This is a genomic window from Bacillus sp. V33-4, assembly GCF_002860225.1.
Taxonomy (GTDB): Bacteria; Bacillota; Bacilli; order Bacillales; family Cytobacillaceae; genus Bacillus_BJ; species Bacillus_BJ canaveralius.
Genome location: NZ_PGVC01000024.1, coordinates 118,237 through 142,185 on the forward strand (window position 1 = coordinate 118,237; position 23,949 = coordinate 142,185).

Consider the following 23,949-nt stretch of genomic DNA (forward strand, 5'->3'; position numbering starts at 1 on the left):
CGCCCCTTAAATATTTCGAATCCCTAAATATCATAATCCTTTTCGCATCAATCTGTAAATATTTGCGAGTAAAATGATTCAAAATAGTTTAAAGAAATATGGCATGTTATCTTGCCGCAAGCCATGCAAAACAAAAACCAGGAGCTTAACCCCTGGTCAATGTTTTAGAGAAGCAGTTATTTTTTCAACTAAGTACGGGACAGAATGAAAAGCATACAGTTTTTCTTGCAATTTGCCATCTTTGAATATGACAAGACATGGTACACTTTCAACCGTAAGAAGTTCAGAAAACTCAGGAACGAAGTTCAAATTTGCCTGTCCAATCGGCACTTCTTTAAACAGCATGGCCGCGACTTCCAGCATTTTTCCGGCAAGCTGGCATGTGCCGCATAAAGGTGTGTAAAAGTAGATGACTGCCGGCCCGCCCGCCTCGAGTTGTTTTTCGATATCTTCGCGCGTCCATTCCTTCATGGTACAATTTTATCCTCTTTCCAAGTATTCAGAATGAACATCAATATTGGCCCCGAGAAGAACAGTAGCCAAGTGGTGTTCGGGAGCCGTCGCTACTTCCCGGTACATTCTGTCAATATAGAGATGTGCTGCCTGGGGCATTTCTCGTTTAAATTGTTTGCGAAGCCTTTCTCCTGCAGCATCCGAATCAAATAATATATAAACATCCTTTTCAAACAGCAGCTCAATTAATTCATCGAGCTTAGCTAAGCTGATTGTGCCATTTGTACAAATAATCTCAACAGGTTCCTTTAAAATGTTTTTCACTTTTGTTTTGTCCGATTTCCCTTCAACAATAAGAACCTTCTCAAAAATATCAATGTTCATTATGATCACCTATGTTTGGAGTTATATCTGTAATTACGATAATTTATGCAGACGAGACTGTGGTGGTGTACTACCTGTGATTCATATTGCTAAATTTATTTTTACCTATTTTCACAACGTATGCAAAAACGACGCATTCCAGATGATAAAAAAACGCCTTGATCACTCAAGGCGCATTTTTCAATCTTCTTTGGTCATTTCTTCGTATTGTTCGGCACTCATTAAGTTGTCAATTTCACCGGAATCTGATGGTTTCACGACAATCATCCATGCCTTTTCATATGGTGACTCATTGACAAATTCAGGATTGTCATTTAAATCTTCGTTTACTGCCACAACTGTCCCGCTGACTGGTGCATACAGCTCAGAAACGGTCTTTACGGACTCAACGCTTCCAAATGGCTCATCAGCTTTCACTTCATCTCCCACTTCCGGAAGCTCAACAAAAACAATGTCGCCCAGTTCCGATTGTGCAAAATCAGTGATTCCAACACGGACGTTCTCGCCTTCCACTTTAACCCATTCATGTTCTTCTGAATAACGCAATTCGTTTGGTGTATTCATTCATATCCCTCCATATGTTCCTGTAATCTTAGGTAATCTATTATAGATTTTCTTACCAGGTAAGTAAAAGCATTTCCTTGCCTGGTAACAAATACTAACCTAACTTAAAGCCATGCTTTTTCGTAATCTTCTTCTTTAAACCCGATCGTTACCTTTTGTCCATCTGTCGCTATTGGACGTTTAATAAGCATGCCATCGGCTGCCAATAAATCAAGAAGCTCGTCCTCTGACGCTGTTTTCACTTTGTCCTTTAAGCCAAGCTCGCGATATTTTTGCCCGCTCGTGTTAAAAAGCCTCTTAATATCGAGTCCGCTGTTTCGATACAGCTTTTCGATCTCAGTGCGGGAAGGAGAATTTTCTACAATATGTACTTCTTCATAAGCTATCCCGTGTTCCTCGAGCCATTTCTTTGCTTTTCTGCACGTACCGCACTTAGGATACCAATAAAACGTTAATGCCATGCTTCCACCACCCAATGTAATCTTATCCATTTCTTTCTATTGACATGCTTCCTGTTATTCATTTGAATAGTACCATAATTTCAGGTGAATTCCTAACGGATACGTCCATACATAATGATTCGACACTCTTCTCCGCCTTCCTGCTTTTCTGATTCCGCTGCAATATAAAACAGTAATATTTTTCAACGAACAAAAAAATGGCCGGAAGGTTTTTACTTTTCCGGCCAATTTTGGTTCGTTTTATACGACAAACCGTTCTGCTGTGATTAATTTTTCAGATGCTTCACGTTTTTTGCCAATTACATTTATCGGTGTATGGCGTGTAAATTTGCGAAGCGCTGATACAAGCATGCGCAGCGTATCGCCTTTCTCTACAGCGACCAACGTTTCTTTTGCATGGCTTTCAATTTCGTTGAAAGCTTCCTGGCAGAAAATTTGTGTATACAGCAGCTTTTGCTTGCTCTTCTCAAGACCATCTCTTTCAATTGCTTTTTCTGTACGAAGAACAACCGATTCCATTGCATAGGCATTGGAAATTATATCGGCAATATTTGCGAGGATCTCCTGCTCTTTATCAAGCGCTTTTCCAAATTTTTGTGCAGCGAGGCCAACGGCCAACAAGCCAATTTTCTTTGCATTTTTCACCAAATATTTTTCCTGCGCCAATGGCTCATCGCCCGGTTCTTCCGGCATTAGCATCATCAACTCTTCCTGTAAAGCTTGCGCTTTTTGAAGCAACGGAAGTTCTCCTTTTAATGCTTTACGGAGGAAAGTGCCCGGCACGAGCAGACGGTTGATTTCATTCGTTCCTTCAAAAATACGGTTGATACGGGAGTCACGGTAGATTCTTTCGATTTCATACTCGGCCATGAAACCGTATCCGCCATGAATCTGCACACCTTCATCAGCAATATAATCCAATACTTCACTTGCAAAAAATTTATTTAATGAACATTCGATCGCATATTCAGCAATCGCTTTTGCATTTTCTTTTCCATCGTTAGCTTCCGCGTCGGTCAGCCGGCTCATCCTGTCTTCAAACAGACCGACTGTACGGTAAACAGAGCTTTCTGCAGCGTAAAGTTTTGAGGCCATTGTTGCGATTTTTTCTTTCGTAAGATTGAACTGGGAAATTGGCGTTTTAAATTGCTGGCGCTGGTTTGCATACTGAACTGTGACTTCAAATGCACGTTTGGAAGCACCAACTGCACCAACTCCCAATTTGTAACGGCCAATGTTTAAAATATTAAATGCAATGACATGACCCTTGCCAAACTCGCCAAGCAGATTTTCTTTCGGAACAAGCGCATCCTCCAGAATCAATGTACGAGTTGAAGAGCTTTTGATGCCCATTTTCTTTTCTTCTGCGCCGGTCGACACACCTGGATATTCACGTTCAACAATGAATGCTGAAAAATGCTCGCCATCGATCTTTGCATACACCACAAATACATCGGCAAAACCCGCGTTTGTGATCCATTGCTTTTCGCCGTTCAGGATATAATGCGTTCCTTCCGCATTTAACTTCGCGGTTGTTTTCGCCCCAAGTGCATCCGATCCTGACCCCGGCTCTGTCAAGGCATAGGCAGCAAGCTTTTCACCTGTTGCCAACAGCGGTAAATACTGCTGTTTCTGCTTTTCATTTCCGAACAAAACAATCGGCAGTGACCCAATTCCAACATGTGCGCCATGAGAAATCGAAAAGCCGCCGGCACGGGCCATTTTTTCAGAAATTAACGCAGAGCTGATCTTATCTAACGCCAGTCCGCCATATTCTTCCGGAACATCAGCACCCAGTAATCCCAGCTCGCCAGCTTGCTTCAAAAGCTTTACCGAACGGTCAAATTCATGGTTTTCCAGGTGCTCCACTTGCGGAATAACTTCGCCTACAACATAATCTTCAGTCGTTTTCGCAATCATTTTCTGCTCGTCGGAATAGTCCTCGGGCGTAAAAATATGATCTGGAGACACATCTTCGATTAAAAAGCTGCCGCCTTTTACTAAGCTATCTGTTTGGTTTGCCATTTTTATATTCCTCCTGTCTATTTTTAAGAGAGAGTCTTACGTTTAAGCCTCTCCCATCACTTTTTTCATAAAAGTTCAAACACTCCGGCTGCACCCATTCCGCCGCCGATGCACATTGTGACCACACCAAATTGCTCGTTTCGTCGCTTCAACTCATGAATAAGCGATAAAGTCAGTTTTGCACCTGTACAGCCGAGCGGATGGCCAAGCGCAATCGCGCCGCCGTTGACGTTTACTTTTTCCTCATCCAATCCAAGCTCACGGATAATTTGCAAAGACTGCGATGCGAACGCTTCATTTAATTCAAACAAGCTAATGTCTGAAAGCTCCAGGCCTGCTAGTTTCAATGCTTTTGGAATTGCCACGACTGGGCCAATCCCCATGATTTCAGGCGGAACTCCGCCGACAGCGAAGGAACGGAACTTGGCAAGAGGTTTTAAGCCAAGCGAATCCGCTTTTTCCCTGTCCATCACCATAACAGCTGCTGCACCATCACTCGTTTGCGACGCGTTACCTGCCGTTACCGAGCCGGTAACTGAGAAAGCCGGGCGAAGCTTTGCGAGCGTTTCCATATTTGTGCCCGAGCGAACACCCTCATCTTGCTTAAATTGAATCGTTTTCTCAGTCAGCTTATGATCGCGGCCGACTGAGCGAATCGTTACATCGACAGGAACAATTTCGTCTGCAAATTTACCTTCTTCTATTGCCTTGGCAGCTTTTTGGTGACTGCGAACCGCGAAGGCATCCTGATCTTCTCGGGAAATGCCGTATTTCTTTGCAACTTCTTCCGCTGTATGCCCCATCCCCATATAATACTCAGGAGCTGTTTCTGCCAGCTTTGCATTTGGACGGACCACATGCCCCATCATCGGGACGAGACTCATCGACTCTGCCCCGCCGGCAATCACCGTGTCGGAACCACCAACCATGATTCTTTCTGCTGCATAGGCGATCGCCTGCAGTCCTGAAGAACAATACCGATTAATCGTGATCGCCGGTACGGTATGGGAAAGGCCAGCCAATGCGCCGATATTACGTGCCATATTCAGGCCCTGTTCCGCTTCCGGCATGGCACATCCAATAATTAAATCATCAATATTGCCCTCATAGTTTCCTGCCCGCTTTAATGTTTCTTTGACAACAAGCGCGCCAAGATCATCAGGCCGGACATTCGCAAGCGTGCCTTTTTTCGCTTTTCCTATAGGAGTACGTGCACCTGCAACGATTACCGCTTCTCTCATCTTGTTCCCTCTCTTTCCTCTGCAATGTTGAGAAAATCTATATAACTGAGTAAATTTCTTAAAGCATTTCTTTAATTGAAAAACGAACAATTATATAAAAGTAAACAGCATTATTCGTTTCGTACTGAAACCTCCTCGTTCATTAAGACAATTTAACTCGTTTTTCGGTTTAGCTTATTACATTGTGAAATTTACTCAACTGAACAAATTTCATAAAGCATTTCTTCCATGCAAAACGAACTAATATTTAAAACTGTAAGAATATGATTCTTTTAATACGGAATTGTTTTGGTTTATTAAGGACAGTTAATTGGTTTTTCGATTTAGCTTAATAGATTGTCAAATCAAATCCAGAAAATGGTTTAGTTGCGCAACGGCTTGCCTTTAACAAGCATATGCTGCATTCTTTGCTGCGATTTTGGCTCAGCAATTAAACTTAAGAATGCTTCCCGTTCGAGGTCCAGCAAATATTGTTCATCGACTTCTGTCCCGTATGGTACCTTCCCGCCAGCAAGAATATAAGCCAGCTTTTTCGCAATTTTTAAATCATGCTCGGAAATGTATCCGGAATACATCATCGTTTGCGCGCCAAGAAGAAGCGTCGCATATCCAGGTTCACCAACGACCGGAATTTTCTTGCGAACTGGTGGTTTATACCCCTGTTCATAAAGAGCAAGCGCCGCCTGCTTTGCATCATGGAGAAGGTGATCCCCGTTCACGCTGATGGCATCCGCAGCATTCAAGAAATTATTGTCGCGCGCCTCTTCCCCGGAGGTGGACACTTTCGCCATCGCAATCGTTTCGAACACTTTATTGGCGACTTTTTGCAGATCAAATTCAACACCGTTCGGCAGGCTGTTAAGATATTTAATATACAATTCCTTGTTTCCACCGCCGCCTGGAATCAAGCCGACACCAACCTCGACAAGTCCCATATACGTTTCCATTGAAGCCTGGATGTGTGCGGCAGGAAGACATACTTCTGTTCCGCCGCCGAGCGTCATTCCAAATGGGGCAGCGACGACCGGCCTTGAACTGTATTTGATTTTCATCATCGCCTGCTGGAATTGGCGGACCGTCATATCGAGTTCATAAATATTATCATCCTGTGCCTCCATTAACATCATCGCCAGGTTAGCGCCGACGCAGAAGTTTTTTCCCTGGTTGCCAATCACCAGACCTTTATAATTTTTTTCAACTTCGTCAACCGCAAAGTTGATCATTTGAATGATGTCGAGCCCGATTGCGTTATTTGGTGAGTGGAACTCAAGCAGTGCAACACCATCTCCGAGATCAATTAAGCTTGCTCCGCTGTTCTTTCTGATAAGGCCTTTTTGTTTTTTCAGCTGTTTAAGGTTAATCACCTTCGGGTTTTCTTCAATGAGGCGATATTCACCATTATGGAAAAAGCTCAGCTTTCCGTCTTCTTCTTTGTAAAATGAAGTATATCCCGCTCCGACCAGCTCTTTTACCCAGTCAGGAACCTCCAGGCCGGAAGCTTCCATTTTTTCAACAGATGTCTCTAAACCAATCGCATCCCATATTTCAAATGGGCCAAGCTCCCAACCGAAGCCCCACTTCATCCCCCTGTCGATTGCGACAATATCATCGGCTATCTTCCCCAGCAATTCAGCAGAGTAGACGAGTACCGGACTAATAATCTTCCATAGTAATTGTCCGGCGCGGTCATCAGCAAATATGAGCGCTTTCATTTTATTGCCAAGCCCTTTTTCCTGCTTGCTCATTTCGGTTGAGGCTGTTTTAAGCTTCTTCCGTTCTCCATACTCCAATGTGTTTGGATCGAGCTCGAGTATCTCTTTCCCCTTTTTCAAAAAGAAGCCCTGACCTGATTTGCTGCCCAGCCAGCCTTTGTTCAACATTTCTTTCATAAAGTCAGGAACTTCAAAAGCTTCTTTTTCCTTTCCTTCTACCTGCTCATATACGTTGTTGGCAACATGGACAAACGTATCAAGTCCCACTACATCAAGGGTACGGAAGGTCGCGCTTTTTGGGCGGCCAATGAGCGGCCCTGTAAGGGAGTCAACCTCGCCGACACTGTACCCGCCTTTCAACATCTCTTGAACCGTAACGAGTAACCCATACGTTCCAATCCGGTTCGCGATAAAGTTCGGAGTGTCTTTCGCTTCAACAACCCCTTTTCCTAGAACGTCTTCACCGAATTGCTTCATGAATAAAAGAACGTCATTATCCGTATGTTTAGTCGGAATCACTTCCAAAAGCTTTAAATAACGCGGTGGATTAAAAAAATGTGTGCCCAGGAAATGCTTTTGAAAATCCTCTGAGCGCCCTTCCGCCATCGCTTCAACGGAAATCCCCGAAGTATTGGAACTAACAATGCTTCCCGGCTTACGGAATTGATCTACTTTCTCAAATACTTGTTTTTTTACATTTAGATTTTCGACAACGACTTCAATAATCCAGTCAACTTCACTCAATCTTGGCATATCATCGTCGAAGTTACCTGCTTCAATTAAAGCTAGGTTCTTTGTTGACGTAAGCGGGGCTGGCTTTTGCTTGAGCAATTTTTGCACGGAACCTGCGCTGATTCGGTTGCGGACCTGTTTATCTTCGAGCGTTAAATCTTTCGCTTTTTCCGCCTCGGATAATTCTCGAGGCACAATATCCAACAACAATGTTGGGATTCCAATGTTGGCAAGATGCGCAGCAATTCCTGAACCCATCACACCTGACCCAAGAACTGCAGCTTTTTTAATACGTTGGACCAATTTTGTTTCCCCCTTTGACATTTTTGAATGAATACTCATTCATTTTTCTGTCAAAAAAAATTTGCTTTCGAATGAGTCGTGCTACTTATAACTATAAAATATTTACAAAATTTTCGCAATAATAAACAGCGGAAAAATAAAAATTTTTCGAAATATATCATTAAGGCTAAAATTGCCGCCTAGTTAAAATGAAGTTTGCCCACAAAATCAGCCATTATTATAGAAAAAGCTAATCTAGAAAACTGCTTTTCTGAGCAGAATTTAGATTAGCTTATCTTTATTTCTTAAAGACTCCCTTTAAAACAAACGCTACATTGGCCGGCCGTTCAGCTAGGCGGCGCATAAAGTAGCCGTACCAGTCGGTGCCGAACGGGACATAAACCCTCATTTTATAGCCTTCCTGGACGAGCTCAAGTTGCCGATCAGGGCGGATTCCAAACAGCATCTGAAATTCAAACTGGTTGTTTGGGAGATTATGTTCTTTAACAAGCTGTTTCGTATATTCAATGATAGCTTCATCATGGGTGGCGACAGCCGTATAGTTGCCGTTTAAAAGATGGATGCCAATAATTTTTTTAAAGTTTTCGTCTACATCCTGTTTGTCGGGAAAAGCAACCTCTGCCGGTTCCTTGTAGGCTCCTTTTACGAGGCGAAGATTCGGTGAATACTCATTTAAGTCGTGTATATCACCTTCAGTGCGATATAAATATGCCTGGATGACGGTGCCGACATGATCATACTCAGCTTTTAAACGTTTAAAGATATCGATCGTCCTTTGACATCGTGAGAAGTCTTCCATATCGATCGTAACAAACACATCGTTTTCTTTTGCAGCATCAAGAATCCGCCGCATATTTTGCATGACAATTTCATCTGAAATATCAAGCCCCATCGAGGTCATTTTCAAGGAAAGCTGTGCATCGAGCTTTTCCCGGCCAATCGCTTTAATTGCTTCAATTGAGTGATCTGCCATCTCGTTTGCTTCCCGTTCATTGTCGACAAATTCACCTAAATAATCAATCGTCACAACGAGCCCTTTTTGGTTAAGGTCTTTGATCACTTCTACAGCCTGCTCGATTGATTCTCCGGCGACAAAGCGGGAAGCCCCGAAGCGCAATCCGTATTTTTTCGCCATTTTTGTTAAAGTTTTATTTTTAGATAAAAAGAGAAAAAAGTTTCTTAATGCTTGCTCCAATCTCATTATCCCCTCTCGAAAACGGTTACACAACAGTAAAAAGCACCTGAGTGGCAAATCAATTTTATCATTTTTTCATATTTTTGAATATTAGTTTAGTAAGAAAATCATCGGAATGTGTCGGTCAACTTTGCAAAAACGCCATACATATAATTGATCGATAATTATCACCCTCAAAGAAGAAAGCCATTCCCCAATTATTTGGGCAATGGCGTTTTTATTTTTCAGCGCGGCCTCCATGCTGGCGATGCGCTTCATTTAAACTTTTAATTTCACTTATGATCGTTTTTACTTCTTCCTTTGCCTCAGGGTACATCTCATTCCAATGCTTGGCGAGCGGAGGCATCGATTTGGCAATATAGCTGTACAGAGCCCATACTTTCACTTTTTCTTTCAGATCCTCATTGCTTTCACCAATCAAAAGCTCCGTGTATTTGTCCAGTAAAGCTTCAAACTGATTTAAGAATTTCTCATCCATGCTGGTCCTCCTTTGTCAGCCTCCCGCATTTTAGCGGGCAGGTTTTGTTCATTTCTGTCACCGTTGGCTTAAACTCCAGTTAAGACGCCTGGCCTCTCGATAATGCATCTTCCCTTGCCATAGGGAATACATAATGGCGTGCCGAAAAGCGGGTCCATCGTCACTTCACAATCCATTCCAAACACATTTTTGACGAGGCTGCAATTAATGACATTTTCCGGCTTCCCTTGCGCAAATACTGTTTGATCCTTAATCGCGACAATATTATGTGCATAACGGCACGCTAAATTCAGATCATGAAGAACCATCACAATCGTTCGTTGTTCTTGTTCATTTAATTCAAAAAGCAAATCCAATATTTCAATTTGATGAGTCATGTCGAGGTAAGTAGTTGGCTCATCGAGGAGAATGATATCTGTGTCCTGGGCAAGGGTCATTGCTATCCATGCCCGCTGCCGCTGTCCGCCCGATAAGGAATCGACGGAACGATCTTTCAAATCTGCCAGCCCGGTGGCCTCCAAAGCTCCGATCACTTTTTGCTCATCAAGTTCGGTCCACTGCTTCAACCATGTTTGATGTGGATAGCGCCCTTGCTTGACAAGCTGCAGAACTGTAAGCCCTTCCGGTGCGATTGGAGATTGGGGAAGAATCGCCATTTTTTTTGCGACATCCTTAGTCGGCTGTTTGGCAATCGCTTCGCCTTCCAGTAAAATCGTTCCTGCCTGCGGCTTGAGCAGCCTGGCAATCGAACGGAGCAAAGTCGATTTTCCACAGCCGTTCCCGCCAATAAAAACGGTAATTTCGCCTTTCGGAATTTTCAGGTCCAGCTCATCAATGATGATCGTGTCTCCATAAGAAAGCGTCAGATGTCTCGTTTCAATTGCTTGCCCCATGTTTGCCAGCTCCTTTTTCCGTATAATTTGCTCCGTGTATGTCTGAAAAAAAGTTGATTACTCAGCCTGCCGAATTTCGGGTTTTGTACAACAAATAAATAAAGTATGGCGCGCCTATTGCGGCTGTAAACACCCCGGCCGGAACCTCGAGCGGAGCAAACAATGTTCTTCCCACCAGATCAGCAAGCATGACGAGAATACCGCCAATCAATGCAGAAGCTGGGATTAACGCACCGAACGAAGCACCGACAAGCCGTCTTGCCATATGTGGCGCCATTAAACCGACAAAGCCGATTGCTCCAGCGAATGCGACCGAGCCGCCAACCAGCCCAGTGCTCAGCATTAATAATATAAAGCGCTGCCTTTGCACACTGCCTCCAAGCCCCGCCGCTACTTCATCACCAAGTTCTTGAATATTAACATGCCTTGCATATATGAAAGCTATGACAATCAGAATGGAACACCACGGCACTAAAACCCCTACGTTTTCCCATGTTGAACCGTATACCGTCCCGGTAATCCAGATATTTGCCTGGCTTGTCTGATAAATAGGCCCCAAAACCATCATTAATGTTGTCAGAGCCTTCGTTAAACTCATGGCCCCAATTCCCACAAGAACGAGTCTTATCGGAGAGACTCCATTTTTCCAGGCCAAAAAATAAACCAGCAATGCGACGATTGCTGCTCCTGTAAAAGCAGCAGCAGGCAACCATTTAATGCTTACAGTCAATACATGGTTGTTATCGCTAAATATAGCTAAAAAACCGACAACTGCAACCGCTGCTCCACCGGAAATCCCCAGGATATCTGGAGATGCAAGCGGATTTCGGATCATCCCCTGCAAAATGGCTCCCGCTACTGCCAGGCCCACGCCTGCCAGCAACGCTGTCATAATTCTCGGCAACCGGAATGACTGGATGACAAGTCGGTCCATATCTGAACCTCCGCCGAAAAACACTTGTAGTACCTTAAACGGGTTGATTTTCATTTCTCCCAATCCAGTGCTGATAATAAATATTAATGCAGCTACAAGCAACAAACCAAGGACAGTAAATAATGCCTTTTTATCGATTAAAAAAGAAACTGTTCCTTTATAGATGCGAACAATTTTGTATTCGCTCATCGCCCATTGAACCCCTTTCTCGCAATATAAATGAAAAATGGGGTTCCGATAATAGCAGTGATGGCCCCGACTGGAACTTCCTGCGGCATCAAAATATATCTCGATGCGATATCAGCAGCAACCAGTAATACTCCGCCCAGCATGCCGGAAAGCGGGATTAACCAGCGATGGTCATTTCCTATGAGTGAACGGGTCAGATGTGGAACAACGATTCCAATGAATCCAATCGGGCCTGCCACGGCAACTGCACCTCCTGAAAGCAGGATGACAATTACACCAATACTTATTTTAATGAAAGCGGTATTTAACCCGAGACCTTTTGCCACATCTTCACCCATCGCCAGTACATTCATTCTGGATGCAATAACGAGAGAAGCAATCCAACCTGTGACTAAATAGGGAAGAACTGCCGTTAAGTTGTCAAGTTTACGACCGGATATTGAACCCGCCAGCCAAAATAATACTTGCTCTAAAGCAGCTTCATTTAAAACGAGGAGTCCCTGGGTAAAAGATGCAAACATCGCTGTCATTGCTGCGCCGGCAAGTGTCATCTTCATGGGTGTTAAGCCTTCCCTGCCTATGGATCCAACAGCATAAACAGTGATCGCAGCTATAGCCGCTCCTGCAAAAGAAACCCACGTGAATAATTGGAGATTCCCAATGCTGAAGATCGTTACAGCTATTACAACAAAGGCGCCAGCTCCCGCATTCACCCCAAAGATATCGGGTGAGGCGAGCGGATTTTTCGTTAGTGTCTGCATCAAGACACCTGAAATTGCCAAGCTTGCCCCAACAGCAGCCCCAATAAATGCACGGGGAACTCTTACCGATTGAATGATGATATGTTCATTTGAACCATTAAAATTCGTAAACGCAGCAATGGCCGTCCGCCAGGATGTATCCGTATACCCGTATACAATACTTGCGCACATTAACAAAAGCAAAATAATCATGGCTACAGCCAAGCCAGTCCATTTTTGCCGGTTATTTTTGAACAACATAGCTTAATACCTTTCCAACTGAGTAAATTCCACAATGTATTAAACGAAAAACGAATTAAATTTATCCGGAATAACCATGAGGGTTCCGTATGAACGAATAAAACTGTCATAATTTTAATTTATTATTCGTTTTTCACAAGAAATGCATTATGAAATTTATTCAACTACTAAATATATTTTCAGTCTATTGTAATAGTGAAATAGTGTCAATGACTTTGATAATCATTTTCATTTAGTTATTGACACGGTAAAAAAATCATTTTATGATTGACCTACAAATGAAAATGATTATCATTCACAACGATTTTAGGAGGCTACATAAAATGAAAGGCTTTAAACATTTATCTGCAATTATTTCTTTAGTTGCTCTCTTCCTTCTTGCCGCTTGCGGGAACACAGCTGAGGAATCTGCTGCAACAAACGAAGCTGGCAACAATGCAGAAGCGCCAAGCTATACGGTTGAACATGCAATGGGCAACACTACTATAGAAAAAACACCTAAGAGAGTGATCATTCTTACAAACGAAGGTACAGAAGCATTGTTGGCACTAGGCGTAAAACCCGTTGGTGCTGTGCAATCATGGCTTGGGGATCCGTGGTACGATCATATTAAAAAGGATATGGATGGCGTAGAAGTTGTCGGTGTTGAGCACGAGGTGAATTTGGAGAAAATCGCCGCACTAAAACCTGATTTAATCATTGGTAACAAGCTGCGTCAAGAAGCTGTATACAGCCAACTGAATGCGATTGCTCCTACCATCTTTTCAGAGACGCTAAGAGGAGATTGGAAAGAGAACTTTAAATTATATGCAAAAGCTTTAAATCAAGAAGAAAAAGGTAAGAAAGTATTAAATGAGTTTGATAACCATGTAGAAGAGTTAAAAGAAAAACTGGGTGATAAAGTAAATCGAGAAGTTTCCGTCGTCAGATTCATGGCCGGAAAGTCCCGTATTTATTACACAGATTCGTTTTCCGGGGTTATTTTCGAGCAATTAGGATTTAAACGCGCTGCACAGCAGGCAGATCTTTTCACTCCAGATAATAAGCTTGGAAACCTTGCGATCGAAGTTGGCAAGGAGGTAATCCCACAAATGGACGGTGACATCCTTTTCTACTTCACATATGCTCCAAAAGGTGATCAAGCAGCTCTCGATACAGCAAAAGAATGGACAAATGATCCCTTATGGAAAAACTTAAACGCTGTGAAAAGCGGGAACGCCTATGAGGTTAGCGATGCAATTTGGAACACAGCCGGTGGTGTCATAGCGGCTAATCTAATGCTCGATGATCTCGAAAACTATTTCCTAAAATAACATCCCCCCTGTCAACAGTTAAAAATAATAACATCACTGTGCATATTACTTAAAAATATCTTCTAGAAAGAATCTGCAAAAATTGCGGATTCTTTTTTATCTCTCATAAAACTGGCAGATAAGGAAATAATAGCTTTATGGCAAAACTGGCGGTGGGAACAATATGAAGCAGTGGTTTAAAAAAAAGCGAACTCAAAAAGATGCCAAGAACAACGACTGGGAAAAAAACCTTAGTAAATCAAAGGATTTTAAGAAAACCTTTTATGTTAACCGAAAAACGAATGTGCGTTTCACTTTTACATTCATAGCAACGCTTGTTGATGAAAAAATTTTGCAGGAAAATGCGCTTCCTTATTTGCTGGAGCAGCCATTTGCTGTTATCGATGATGTCAAAAAAATTATCCCGGTAGCAGAGGTGGAAGTATCGGAAGACCCTTCGGTTATCGAGCAAAAGCTTTTCGCTGGCAACGCGATGTTAACCGTTGAAACAGATCCGAAAAAATTCGCCTTTATCTCGGCACAGAAAAACGTCGCAAGGAAAGTTACACAGCCTGAGGTTGAGTTCAGTGTTATCGGTCCGAAAGAAGCTTTCGTTGAGACGCTTGACCAGAATTTGAACATGATCAGGAAGCGGATTCCTATTAAGGAATTAGTGGTCGAAGAAATCATTGTCGGTGATTTATCTAAATCAAAGGTTTGTATTCTTCATATTGACGGTATTGCCGATCCAGAGAATGTAAATACGATCAGGCATCGAATCAAAAATATTAACTTTGATGAAATTTTAGACAGTTCTTACATCGCCCAAATCATCTCTGATAATCAAAACTCTCCGTTTCCACAGTTATTGGACTCCGAAAGGCCTGACAGGGTTGCGGCGGTGCTCGCAGAGGGGAAAGTGGCGGTGATTGTGAACGGTTCACCGCATGCGATTATTGGCCCTACTACATTAGTTGAATTTTTCAGTTCCTTTGAGGATTATCTGTTAAATTGGTATTTGGCCTCATTTTTCCGGCTTATTCGCTTGTTTTCGGTTGCTTTTTCGGTTTTGGTTACGCCTATTTATGTCGCTGCCCTTTCATATCATTATGAACTGATTCCGAAAGATCTCCTAACCACATTGATTACGTCACGAAGGGCAGTTCCGCTTCCACCAATACTGGAGGCATTATTTTTGGAGCTAACGATTGAATTACTGAGGGAAGCCGGGGCCCGTCTGCCGACAAAAGTTGGCCAGACTATTGGTATCGTCGGCGGAATTGTCATCGGAACCGCTTCCGTTGAGGCCGGCTTGACGAGTAATGTCCTGTTGATCCTTGTAGCACTTGCCGCGCTGGCTTCGTTTACCACACCGATCTATCGAATGGGCAATACCATTCGTTTACTGAGGTTTCCATTTTTATTTTTCGCCGAGCTTTGGGGCCTGCTTGGAATCATCTTTTGCTTCTGCATTTTAATTACTCATTTGTTAAGGCTCACTTCATTGGAAAGACCATTCTTAGCACCGCTTTATCCACCAAGAATGATCGATTTCAGGGATGCTTTAATCCGCCTTCCTTTTGAGAAACAAGCGCTGCGCCCGCTATTTTTACGGCCGGAAGACCCGGTTCGTTTCAACACGAAGAAGGCCAGAGAAAAGAAAGACATAGATGAATAGTTCCGAGGTGAAATATGCTCCAGAATGAGTCGATTCCAGAACCATTGAAAATTTCCCCTTTTCTCGTCTTTTACATTGTAATAGCAATGCAAATTGGCATCGGGATCCTTGGCTATCAGCGGATCATTGCCAAGGGTGCAGGATATGAAGCTTGGATTTCCGTCCTTTTTTCCGGTTTATCCCTTCATATCATTATGTGGTTAATTTATAAAATCTGCAGCACCGTTGAGGGCGATCTCGTAACTGCGAATATTTTCGTTTTTGGGAAAAAACTAGGGAAAGCGATCAGCACGATCTTCATTGCTTATTTCACGATCATTGCCGTCACTACCCTTCGCACCTTTATCGAGGTCATTCAAGTATGGATGTTTCCAGAAATGAGTATTTTTTGGTATTCACTCGCCTATTTACTGCTCGTCATTTACATTATATACGGTGGATTTAGGACTGTTGTCGGGATCGCCTTTTTTGGAACAGTCCTTCCAGCTTATTTGCTCCTTACGTTTGCATTCGCCTTAAAATACGCGAAATTTGCAAACATGCTTCCGTTGTTTGACCACTCAGTAGTCGAATTTTTAATCAGCGCTTATAAAATGTCGCTAACCTATATCGGTTTCGAGGCAATATTATTAATGTATCCATTTATCAAGAGTCCCGAAAAATCCAAGAAATGGGCTCATTTAGCGATATTAACAACGACTCTTATTTATACAGTGTTAACCATTATTTCCTTTGCGTATTTTTCGGAGCAACAACTGCAAAAAACGATTTGGGCTACCCTCACGATCTGGAAAATCGTCGAAATGCCCATTGTCGAACGTTTTGAATACATTGGCATTGCCAATTGGAATCTTGTGATTCTCCCTAATATATGCATCGCAGTTTGGTGTGCAAGCCGATTAATTAAGCGAATTTTTTCTTTTCAGCAAAAAAAGAACGTTTTTTTGATTGCGATCATTTGTATCATTGTCACCATTTTAATCGAGACCCGTAGCCAGGTCGATTTCCTCAACACTTTGACATCGAGAATCGGTTTTGCTTTTATTTATGTTTATATCCCGATCCTTTACCTTTCAATTGTGATTGCGAAGAAGGTGAAAAAAGGATGAGGACGTTTCTTACGGCGATGCTTGCCACCTTATTACTGACCGGCTGTTTACAGAAGGAGATTGTCGACGATGTGAGTATCGAAGCAGGAGTATCGTACGATTCACATGATGGCCGTCTGAAAGGCACATTTGCCGTCCCCCAGTATGAACCTGATAAAAAGGTTAAAAACCTTTCGTATACAGCTGTTTCGACTTTGCGCCAGGATATCATTGCCGAAGTTCAAAGAATGGCGGCCGATCCGCTCGTAACCGGAAGCCTCGAGGTTGCCATGTTTGGCGAAGATCTTTCCAGGAGAGGTCTTGCTCACTTAATCGATGCTTTTCAACGAGATCCGAGTATCGCAGAACGACTTTATTTAGCGGTAACTGAAGGAGAGGCCGGCAAAATTATCGGTGGTGACTATGGAACGAGGGGAACCGCTGTTTATTTCGCGGATATGCTGGAGCATAATATCGAAAATAGGAATGTACCAAATGTAAACCTTCATGTTTTTTCTGCGATGTATTTCCAAAAAGGCCAAGATCCATTCCTGCCGATTATTAAAGATATCGGCGGTGGGAAAGCAATAATCAATGGCTTGGCGCTGTTCTCTGGAGACAAAGTCGTTGATAAAATCCCGGCTGATAAAATGTTTTATTTTAAATTAATGGTAGATAAACATACAAGGGGCGGATTAAAGGTTCACATGACTAAGAAAGAGGAAGCGTATGTCCGCAGTATCAAGTCTAAATTCAAGCTGAAAATCAATAAGCGGGAACCATATGAACTCGACCTCGACATTAAAGTAGAAGGAATTATCAAAGAATATTCCGGTGGTAGACTAAGCCCCGCAAAAGTAAAGAAGATAGAAGATACAATGGTTAAAAATATAAAAGAACAATGTGCGGGCATGACCCACCGGTTTCAGGATAAAAACATTGACCCGATCGGCTTTGGCATGTACGTGAGCAGCAGAACCCGGCATTTCGACTACAACAGGTGGCCGGATGAGTACAAGCACTTAACCGTTAACATCAATCCTGATGTGACGCTCACTGAGTCAGGTGTGCTTGAATAACAGGGCATTTAAAAGAGCGAAGAGAAATCCCCTCCGCTCTGTTTATGTTGGCCTTTCCGCGTAAAATCAATCTTTTGGCATCGCTCTTATGCATCCTTTGAGAACATATACTTTTTGTAATGATACCGTATCGAGAAAATCAGGCTGATCGCGAGCATGTTTCCCATCAACGAACTTCCGCCGTAGCTGATAAACGGAAGCGGAATCCCCGTGATAGGCAGCAAGCCAATCGTCATCCCGATATTTTGAAAGACATGAAAGGTGATCATGCTAATGACCCCTACACAAACAAATGTATAGAAATCATTCTTCGTTTCCATGCCTACTTTTGTGATTTGGTAAATAAGCAAAAAGAACAAACTTACAAGCACACTGGCTCCGACAAAGCCAAATTCTTCACCAACAATACTGAAAATAAAATCGGTATGGCTTTCAGGCAAATAGACCTCGCGGTTCCCGTAGCCCTTTCCGCCTGTTTGCCCTGACCCGATCGCGAGCAGTGACCGGGTCAGCTGAAACCCTGTCGTGCTTTGATAGTTGTAAGGATCAATCCACGAATAAATTCTTCCGAACTGGTATTCTTGCACACCAAGATATTTTTCAAGAATTTCCGGTTTCCAGAGGACAAAGTACATGATAACCGAAATAATCGACAGCCCTGCACCGAAAATAGACAATAACAGTTTCCAGCTGACGCCAGAAATAAAGATCATTCCGACCATAATCGCAATAAAAACAAGCGATGTCCCGAGGTCGGGCTGCTGCATGACAAGAAGGAGCGGCAGCAGCGTAATCAAGCCGATTTTAACCAATAACCATAAATCGGTTTGAGTTGTTTTCACGAGGTGTTTCTGATGGTGTTCAACAATCACCCTTGCGATCGCAAGAATGATAAATACTTTGACAAACTCGGACGGCTGGAGCGACCCCATTCCAGGTACCCTGAACCAGCTTTTTGCACCGTTAATTGTAGGTGCAATACTATCTGGAGCAACAATCAACAAGCCAAGCAACAGAATTCCGAATCCGTACGCATACCAGGCCAATTTTTTTAACTGATCAGAGTCAAGATTAATAACCGCAGCGATAATTCCGCAGCCGACTGCATAAAAGACGATCTGCCTGATTAAAAAGTTTTCCCCGTATTGGCCCGTTGTCTGTGCACTATAGATGGCTGCGCAGCTGGCCAGAAATAATAAAAATAATATTAAAACTAGACCGAAATCCAGTCTGGAATTTGATTTTTGATTCGAAGTCATATCCATTCTCCCAAAAAAGGATTGTGTACAATAGTTCATTATATTTTTATTACGGGAAAAGCACAACTTCTTACTGGCGTTTGGATATTATTACATTCAATTTTTATGATTAGCCGTCATCACGCTAATGATCATGGTCACTTTCTTCATCATGATGTTCATGGCTCATTTCCGCCGGGTTGCCAATTTGCAGTTGCTGCTTTGGCATCGTATGCATGCTGCGTGCCGTCACGTGCACCTGAACAGTATAATGGCCTTCTTCTGCGAAAGTTTTTATCGCCGTATATTTCCCTTTTCCTTGATATTTCGCAGGAATCAGCTCGCTTGCATCTTTATTGCTGTCACGCCAAATTTCAAATTTTACCTCGTTAGCATCTTCAACTGCTTCGCCGTCTTGTGTTACGGCGACACTTAACTCAACTTCCCCTGCCGATTCTACTTTTTCAGGAATCTGTAACTCTGCCTCAATTAGACCCGGCATTTGATCACCATTCCCGTTTTTACCGGACTCCTGATTAGCATTACCGCAGCCTGCCAAAAGAAGCATTGCAAATAGCATAACTGTGATTCTTTTTTTCATAATAATTCCCCCATTAGTTAATAGTACCTTTGCTTAATATACTAGCTAAATGTGTCCCAACAAAAATATTCTACATATTGTCACAAAAATTTCACAAAAACCCACGCTATCAGTAGGATCAACTGGCCAGCTTTACTGGATTAACGGGGAAAAACGTAGATTATTGGAATCAACACCTAACAATCCTTCACAAAACTTAACGTTTCCAAACGAATTGTAACAAAAATCACAGATAGAAAGATACTTCTGCTTTATTTTTAAATAAACAAGCATTTTCTTGAAAGGAAGGGCGCCTATTGGATCAAGAATTGTTTACTGCCAATGATGTTGCTGAAATTTTAAAAATATCAAAACACACTGTTTATGAATTGATCAAACGAGGCGAATTAAGAGCTTTTAAAGTCGGAAATAAAATGCGAATTGAAGCTGACGAGGTTGAGCGTTATAAAACGATGGTGCAGACGTTCCCTGCCATAACGGAAAGTCCGGATCAAAGAATGAACGGGGCTCTTCAATTGTCTGGAAGTCATGATTTCCTTGTTGAGTACCTTGTAAAACATGTATCAAAACGGAACTCAAAGCTAAGCTTACAGCCGGCCTATATCGGCAGCCTCGAAGGTTTGATGAGTCTTTATCGCGGTTTTGCTGATATTGCAGCCATTCATCTGCTTGACCCTTCCAGCGGTATGTATAACCTTCCGATTATCAAACAATTATTTGTTTATGAACGAATCACCGTGATCAGGCTGGCATCCCGGGAGCAGGGATTGATGATCGCCAGGAATAACCCGAACAATATTTCCGGGCTCGCTGACGTGGCAAGAAAGGATATTTCGATTGTGAACCGGCAAAAAGGGTCAGGCACCAGGTTCTCACTCGATTACTTGTTATCCTTAACAGGGATTGACCCTGCTTCCGTAAATGGGTATGACAACGAGGAATGGACCCACCTCTCTGCTGCTTCATATATAAGCAAAGGTCTTGCCGATACGGCATTCGGCATTCGTGCAGCCGCAGATCAACTGAATCTCGATTTTATCCCGATCACAACCGAACCATTTGATCTTGTCTTTCGCTGGAAATCGGAAAATACACCGTTTCTCGAACAATTAATCGAGATCATCCAAACGCAAGATTTCAAAGATACTGTGATACATCTATCTGGCTATGATTTTAGTGAGCTTGGAAAGATGATCTATCAATTTTAAAAAGTAGGGGCGAATAATCTTGAATTTAAAAAACGTTTATGTCTCTTCCTTGATTGCTACGATTCTTATCCTATTATCTGCCTGTTCTTCCGCGTCCGGGTCGCCAGCGAAAGGAGCACCGACAAATGTCATTCTTGCGACAACAACCAGTACTCAGGACAGCGGGCTGCTCGATGTGCTGATCCCTGCTTTTGAAAAGGAAAACAACATAAACGTCAAGACTATCGCTGTCGGTACAGGGCAGGCTCTTGAAATGGGTAAAAAAGGTGAAGCGGATGTCCTGCTCGTTCATGCACCAGAAGCGGAGCAGGAGCTAATCGACAGTAACGATGCGATTAACCGGAAAAGAGTCATGTATAACGACTTTATCATGGCCGGGCCAAAAGAGGATCCAGCTAAGATAAGCGGACTTGAGATGGCGAAAGCTTTAAAAAAAATAAATGAGCGTAAATCACTGTTTGTTTCCCGGGGGGATGACTCCGGAACCCATAAAAAAGAGCTTGAGCTATGGAAGAACGTTGATTTGCAACCTTTCGGAGCGGACTTTTATTTGGAAACAGGCCAGGGCATGGTCAATACGCTCAGGGTTGCTGCAGAAAAACGCGGTTATGTGCTCACAGACCGGGCCACCTATCTTGCCCAGCAAAACCAGCTCACAGACCTTATGATAATGGTTGAGGGTGATGGAGAGCTCTTAAATGTTTACCACGTAATGCAGGTGAATCCCGAAACGCATCCGAAAGTAAACGAAGAAGCCGCAAAATTATTTGTTGAATTTATGACCAGTGAAAAGACACAGGAAATGATTCAGCAGTTTGGCGTCGAAGAATTTGGAGAGCAGCTGTTCTTTTTGTTTTCAGAATAGCGAAACTAACGAAGGGTATGAAGTGATATGGAGCTTTTACTGGATGGACTAAAACGGGCGTTCGAAATGCTTTTGAGCGGGGATACCGAAATTATCGAGATTGCCTGGCTGACATTAAAAAGCTCCTTAACAGCAGTCCTGATTAGTACAGTGATCGGGATTCCTGCGGGAGTTTGTCTCGGTTTACTCTCATTTCCAGGAAAAAAGTTCCTGCTTGTGTTCGTCAATATCGGAATGGGCCTTCCCCCTGTTGTAGCAGGCTTATGGATTACAATTTTATTATGGCGGTCTGGACCTTTCGGCGATTACGCGCTTCTGTTTACACCTGCGGCGATAGTGATCGCTCAGGTTGTTGTGTCTCTGCCACTGATTGTAGGATTAACGAGCTCCGCCTTTCAACAAATCGATGACAAAATGCTGCTGCAAATAAAAGGCCTGGGCGCGACAAAGCTGCAAATGCTGTTCATCCTTCTAAAGGAAACGAAAATTGGCATTCTCGCCGCTGTCATGGCTGGCTTTGGCCGGGTCATTGCGGAAGTCGGCGCCGCGATGATGGTCGGCGGAAACATCCGCGGTGAAACAAGAATACTGACGACAAGCATTGTCATGGAAGTTTCCAAAGGGAATTTTGATATTGCGCTTGCTCTGTCTTTTATTTTGATGTTTCTCGCTTTCATGGTTACATGCTGCCTAACCTTCTTACAGCAAAGGACTGGATCTTTATGACTGAGTTAATTCGGATTGAACAGATGAAACGGGTTGCGAACGGAAACAATATTCTTGATATAAGCCAATTAACCATCGACCGTGGCGAAATCCTTGGCATCATGGGGCCAAATGGTGCAGGAAAAAGTACGCTGTTGAAGGCCCTTTGTTTGTTGGAACCGAAATGCATCGGAAGTTATTTTTTTCAAGGGCAAAACACCCCCCTCCAAAAACCACCTCTTCAATTGCGCAGAAGGTTTGCGATTGCGCTGCAACAGCCGCTATTGTTCAATGCTTCTGTCCATAAGAACGTCGCAATCGGCCTAAAAATCCGCAATACCGGCAACAAAGAATTGAAAAACAAGATTGCGTTTTGGCTTGATGCTTTTGAGATTGGCCATCTTGCTGCAAAACAAGCACAGCATTTGTCCGGCGGCGAGGCCCAGAGAGTCAATCTTGCACGGGCTTTTGCGCTTGAGCCCGAGGTTTTATTCCTTGACGAACCGTTTTCCGCACTCGATTATCCGACTAAAAGGAAGTTAATTCAAAATTTAAAAAAGGCCATCGACGAAACTAATACAACGGTCGTCCTTGTCAGCCATGACTTGACGGAAATTGAATACTTAACAAATCGTCTCATCATTTTAAAGGAAGGGGCAGTTGTTCAGGCAGGGGCAACCGTTGAGGTAATTGCTCATCCCCACCAGCAGGCATCAACCTTTTTAAGTGGCTGGAATCCATTAATGGAAAGCAGAGCAACCAGTAACTGTCGGATTTATCATTGAACGGCAGACTTTTAATTTGGATTTGGTCCCTATTTTGTGGTTGACTAGTGTTACTAATGTCAAGGAGTGAACAATAATGAAATTTGCATTAATTACCGGGGCATCAAAAGGGTTGGGTGCAGAAATCGCCAAACGAATGCTTGCAGAGAACATTGGCATCATCACCATTTCCCGTACTGAGAATACGGAATTGCAAGCGATCGCAACTGAAAAGGGTCATCTCTATCAGCACATTTCCTGCAGCCTCTCAGATGTGGAGCAGGCCCATGCGGCTTTTTCAGAAGCTGCAACAATGCTTTTTGGAAAGCGGCCAGAGCTTGTTTATTTGATCAATAACGCTGGTGCGATCGAACCGATTGAAACGGTTGGGCGCCTTGATGCTCAGTTCGTCGAAGACAGTATTCAAATCAATTTAACCGCTCCCGTTTTACTGACAAACCTGTTCATTGCGGAAGCAAATCGCCACAACACTCCCATTCATATCATAAACATTTCTTCCGGGGCAGGCGAGCGGCCTATTCAAGGATGGAGTATTTACTGCAGCACGAAGGCGGCCTTAAATATGTTTACACAAACAGCAGCACTGGAGCAACGTTCTGCAGGCCACCCACATAAAATTATTGCTTTTAGCCCTGGTGTAATGGACACCGACATGCAAGTGACGATCCGTTCTTCATCTGCCGAAGCTTTTCATGATGTTGATACATTTCAGCAATACAAGGAAACAGGAGCTTTGCGCAGCCCATACATAGTTGCCAATGCATTAATGGACAAACTCCTGGAAGGAACGATTGATTCAGGAAAGATTTATCATATCAATGAATTGCTATAACTGTTTACCCTCA

Annotated in this window: 22 protein-coding genes and 1 pseudogene; 9 read left to right on the forward strand and 14 right to left on the reverse strand. The window is 43.0% G+C overall.

Annotated elements, in window-relative coordinates; all coding sequences use genetic code 11:
* Positions 1–156 precede the first annotated feature (156 nt).
* The 12 genes from CVD23_RS09875 to CVD23_RS09930 form a co-directional block, all read right to left on the reverse strand.
* Positions 157–471: a thioredoxin family protein gene (locus CVD23_RS09875; protein ID WP_101577294.1), complete on the reverse strand. Its 315-nt coding sequence runs from the start codon at positions 469–471 to the stop codon at positions 157–159.
* 9 nt (positions 472–480) lie between these two features.
* The gene (locus tag CVD23_RS09880; protein WP_101577295.1) at positions 481–837 is read right to left on the reverse strand and encodes a toprim domain-containing protein; all 357 of its coding nucleotides are present in this window, start codon (positions 835–837) and stop codon (positions 481–483) included.
* Between the two features lie 180 nt (positions 838–1,017).
* Positions 1,018–1,401, reverse strand: coding sequence for a glycine cleavage system protein GcvH (gene gcvH / locus CVD23_RS09885; RefSeq protein ID WP_101577296.1), 384 nt, complete (start codon positions 1,399–1,401; stop codon positions 1,018–1,020).
* Positions 1,402–1,505: 104 nt separating this feature from the next.
* On the reverse strand, positions 1,506–1,862 hold the full coding sequence (locus CVD23_RS09890) for an arsenate reductase family protein (RefSeq protein ID WP_101577297.1): 357 nt from the start codon (positions 1,860–1,862) through the stop codon (positions 1,506–1,508).
* A gap of 240 nt (positions 1,863–2,102) precedes the next feature.
* The gene (locus tag CVD23_RS09895; protein ID WP_101577298.1) at positions 2,103–3,887 is read right to left on the reverse strand and encodes an acyl-CoA dehydrogenase family protein; all 1,785 of its coding nucleotides are present in this window, start codon (positions 3,885–3,887) and stop codon (positions 2,103–2,105) included.
* Between the two features lie 65 nt (positions 3,888–3,952).
* Complete coding sequence (locus tag CVD23_RS09900; protein WP_101665893.1) at positions 3,953–5,128, reverse strand: acetyl-CoA C-acetyltransferase; 1,176 nt, start codon at positions 5,126–5,128, stop codon at positions 3,953–3,955.
* A 362-nt stretch (positions 5,129–5,490) separates the two neighbouring features.
* Complete coding sequence (locus CVD23_RS09905) at positions 5,491–7,875, reverse strand: 3-hydroxyacyl-CoA dehydrogenase/enoyl-CoA hydratase family protein (protein ID WP_101665894.1); 2,385 nt, start codon at positions 7,873–7,875, stop codon at positions 5,491–5,493.
* A gap of 277 nt (positions 7,876–8,152) precedes the next feature.
* Positions 8,153–9,070: a proline dehydrogenase family protein gene (locus CVD23_RS09910; protein ID WP_101577301.1), complete on the reverse strand. Its 918-nt coding sequence runs from the start codon at positions 9,068–9,070 to the stop codon at positions 8,153–8,155.
* A 217-nt stretch (positions 9,071–9,287) separates the two neighbouring features.
* A complete protein-coding gene (locus CVD23_RS09915) occupies positions 9,288–9,548 on the reverse strand; it encodes a YusU family protein (protein WP_101577302.1) in 261 nt (86 codons plus the stop codon).
* Positions 9,549–9,616: 68 nt separating this feature from the next.
* The gene (locus CVD23_RS09920; RefSeq protein WP_101665895.1) at positions 9,617–10,441 is read right to left on the reverse strand and encodes an ABC transporter ATP-binding protein; all 825 of its coding nucleotides are present in this window, start codon (positions 10,439–10,441) and stop codon (positions 9,617–9,619) included.
* 61 nt (positions 10,442–10,502) lie between these two features.
* Positions 10,503–11,564: a FecCD family ABC transporter permease gene (locus CVD23_RS09925; RefSeq protein WP_101665896.1), complete on the reverse strand. Its 1,062-nt coding sequence runs from the start codon at positions 11,562–11,564 to the stop codon at positions 10,503–10,505.
* Positions 11,561–12,565 (reverse strand): FecCD family ABC transporter permease, encoded by a 1,005-nt coding sequence (locus tag CVD23_RS09930; RefSeq protein ID WP_101665897.1) that lies wholly within the window; start codon positions 12,563–12,565, stop codon positions 11,561–11,563. The genes CVD23_RS09925 and CVD23_RS09930 overlap by 4 nt, the downstream gene beginning before the upstream one ends.
* A 323-nt stretch (positions 12,566–12,888) precedes the next feature.
* Between CVD23_RS09930 and CVD23_RS09935 the strand changes: the two genes are divergently transcribed.
* The 4 genes from CVD23_RS09935 to CVD23_RS09950 all read left to right on the forward strand — a co-directional run bounded on the left by CVD23_RS09935 (position 12,889) and on the right by CVD23_RS09950 (position 17,702).
* A complete protein-coding gene (locus CVD23_RS09935; RefSeq protein WP_101665898.1) occupies positions 12,889–13,878 on the forward strand; it encodes an ABC transporter substrate-binding protein in 990 nt (329 codons plus the stop codon).
* Between the two features lie 163 nt (positions 13,879–14,041).
* Positions 14,042–15,535 (forward strand): spore germination protein, encoded by a 1,494-nt coding sequence (locus CVD23_RS09940; RefSeq protein ID WP_101665899.1) that lies wholly within the window; start codon positions 14,042–14,044, stop codon positions 15,533–15,535.
* Positions 15,536–15,549: 14 nt separating this feature from the next.
* Complete coding sequence (locus tag CVD23_RS09945; protein ID WP_101665900.1) at positions 15,550–16,644, forward strand: GerAB/ArcD/ProY family transporter; 1,095 nt, start codon at positions 15,550–15,552, stop codon at positions 16,642–16,644.
* A complete protein-coding gene (locus CVD23_RS09950) occupies positions 16,641–17,702 on the forward strand; it encodes a Ger(x)C family spore germination protein (RefSeq protein ID WP_101665901.1) in 1,062 nt (353 codons plus the stop codon). The genes CVD23_RS09945 and CVD23_RS09950 overlap by 4 nt, the downstream gene beginning before the upstream one ends.
* Before the next feature lie 86 nt (positions 17,703–17,788).
* Here CVD23_RS09950 and CVD23_RS09955 read toward each other — a convergent pair whose 3' ends face one another.
* Together CVD23_RS09955 and CVD23_RS09960 are read right to left on the reverse strand one after the other, a co-directional pair.
* On the reverse strand, positions 17,789–18,961 hold the full coding sequence (locus CVD23_RS09955; protein WP_101577310.1) for an FtsW/RodA/SpoVE family cell cycle protein: 1,173 nt from the start codon (positions 18,959–18,961) through the stop codon (positions 17,789–17,791).
* 124 nt (positions 18,962–19,085) lie between these two features.
* Positions 19,086–19,541: a FixH family protein gene (locus CVD23_RS09960; RefSeq protein WP_101577311.1), complete on the reverse strand. Its 456-nt coding sequence runs from the start codon at positions 19,539–19,541 to the stop codon at positions 19,086–19,088.
* 296 nt (positions 19,542–19,837) lie between these two features.
* On the opposite strand from CVD23_RS09960, the gene CVD23_RS09965 reads away from it, so the two are divergent.
* The 5 genes and pseudogenes from CVD23_RS09965 to CVD23_RS09985 all read left to right on the forward strand — a co-directional run bounded on the left by CVD23_RS09965 (position 19,838) and on the right by CVD23_RS09985 (position 23,936).
* Positions 19,838–20,749 carry a helix-turn-helix transcriptional regulator gene (locus CVD23_RS09965; RefSeq protein ID WP_101577312.1) on the forward strand — a complete coding sequence of 304 codons (912 nt, stop codon included), beginning with the start codon at positions 19,838–19,840 and terminating at the stop codon, positions 20,747–20,749.
* A 19-nt stretch (positions 20,750–20,768) separates the two neighbouring features.
* Complete coding sequence (locus tag CVD23_RS09970) at positions 20,769–21,614, forward strand: substrate-binding domain-containing protein (RefSeq protein WP_101665902.1); 846 nt, start codon at positions 20,769–20,771, stop codon at positions 21,612–21,614.
* Between the two features lie 27 nt (positions 21,615–21,641).
* Positions 21,642–22,340 (forward strand): ABC transporter permease, encoded by a 699-nt coding sequence (locus CVD23_RS09975; RefSeq protein ID WP_101665903.1) that lies wholly within the window; start codon positions 21,642–21,644, stop codon positions 22,338–22,340.
* A 53-nt stretch (positions 22,341–22,393) separates the two neighbouring features.
* Positions 22,394–23,104: pseudogene (locus tag CVD23_RS09980) on the forward strand (energy-coupling factor ABC transporter ATP-binding protein); the annotation flags it as partial.
* Positions 23,105–23,180: 76 nt separating this feature from the next.
* A complete protein-coding gene (locus CVD23_RS09985) occupies positions 23,181–23,936 on the forward strand; it encodes a (S)-benzoin forming benzil reductase (RefSeq protein ID WP_101665905.1) in 756 nt (251 codons plus the stop codon).
* Positions 23,937–23,949 lie beyond the last annotated feature (13 nt).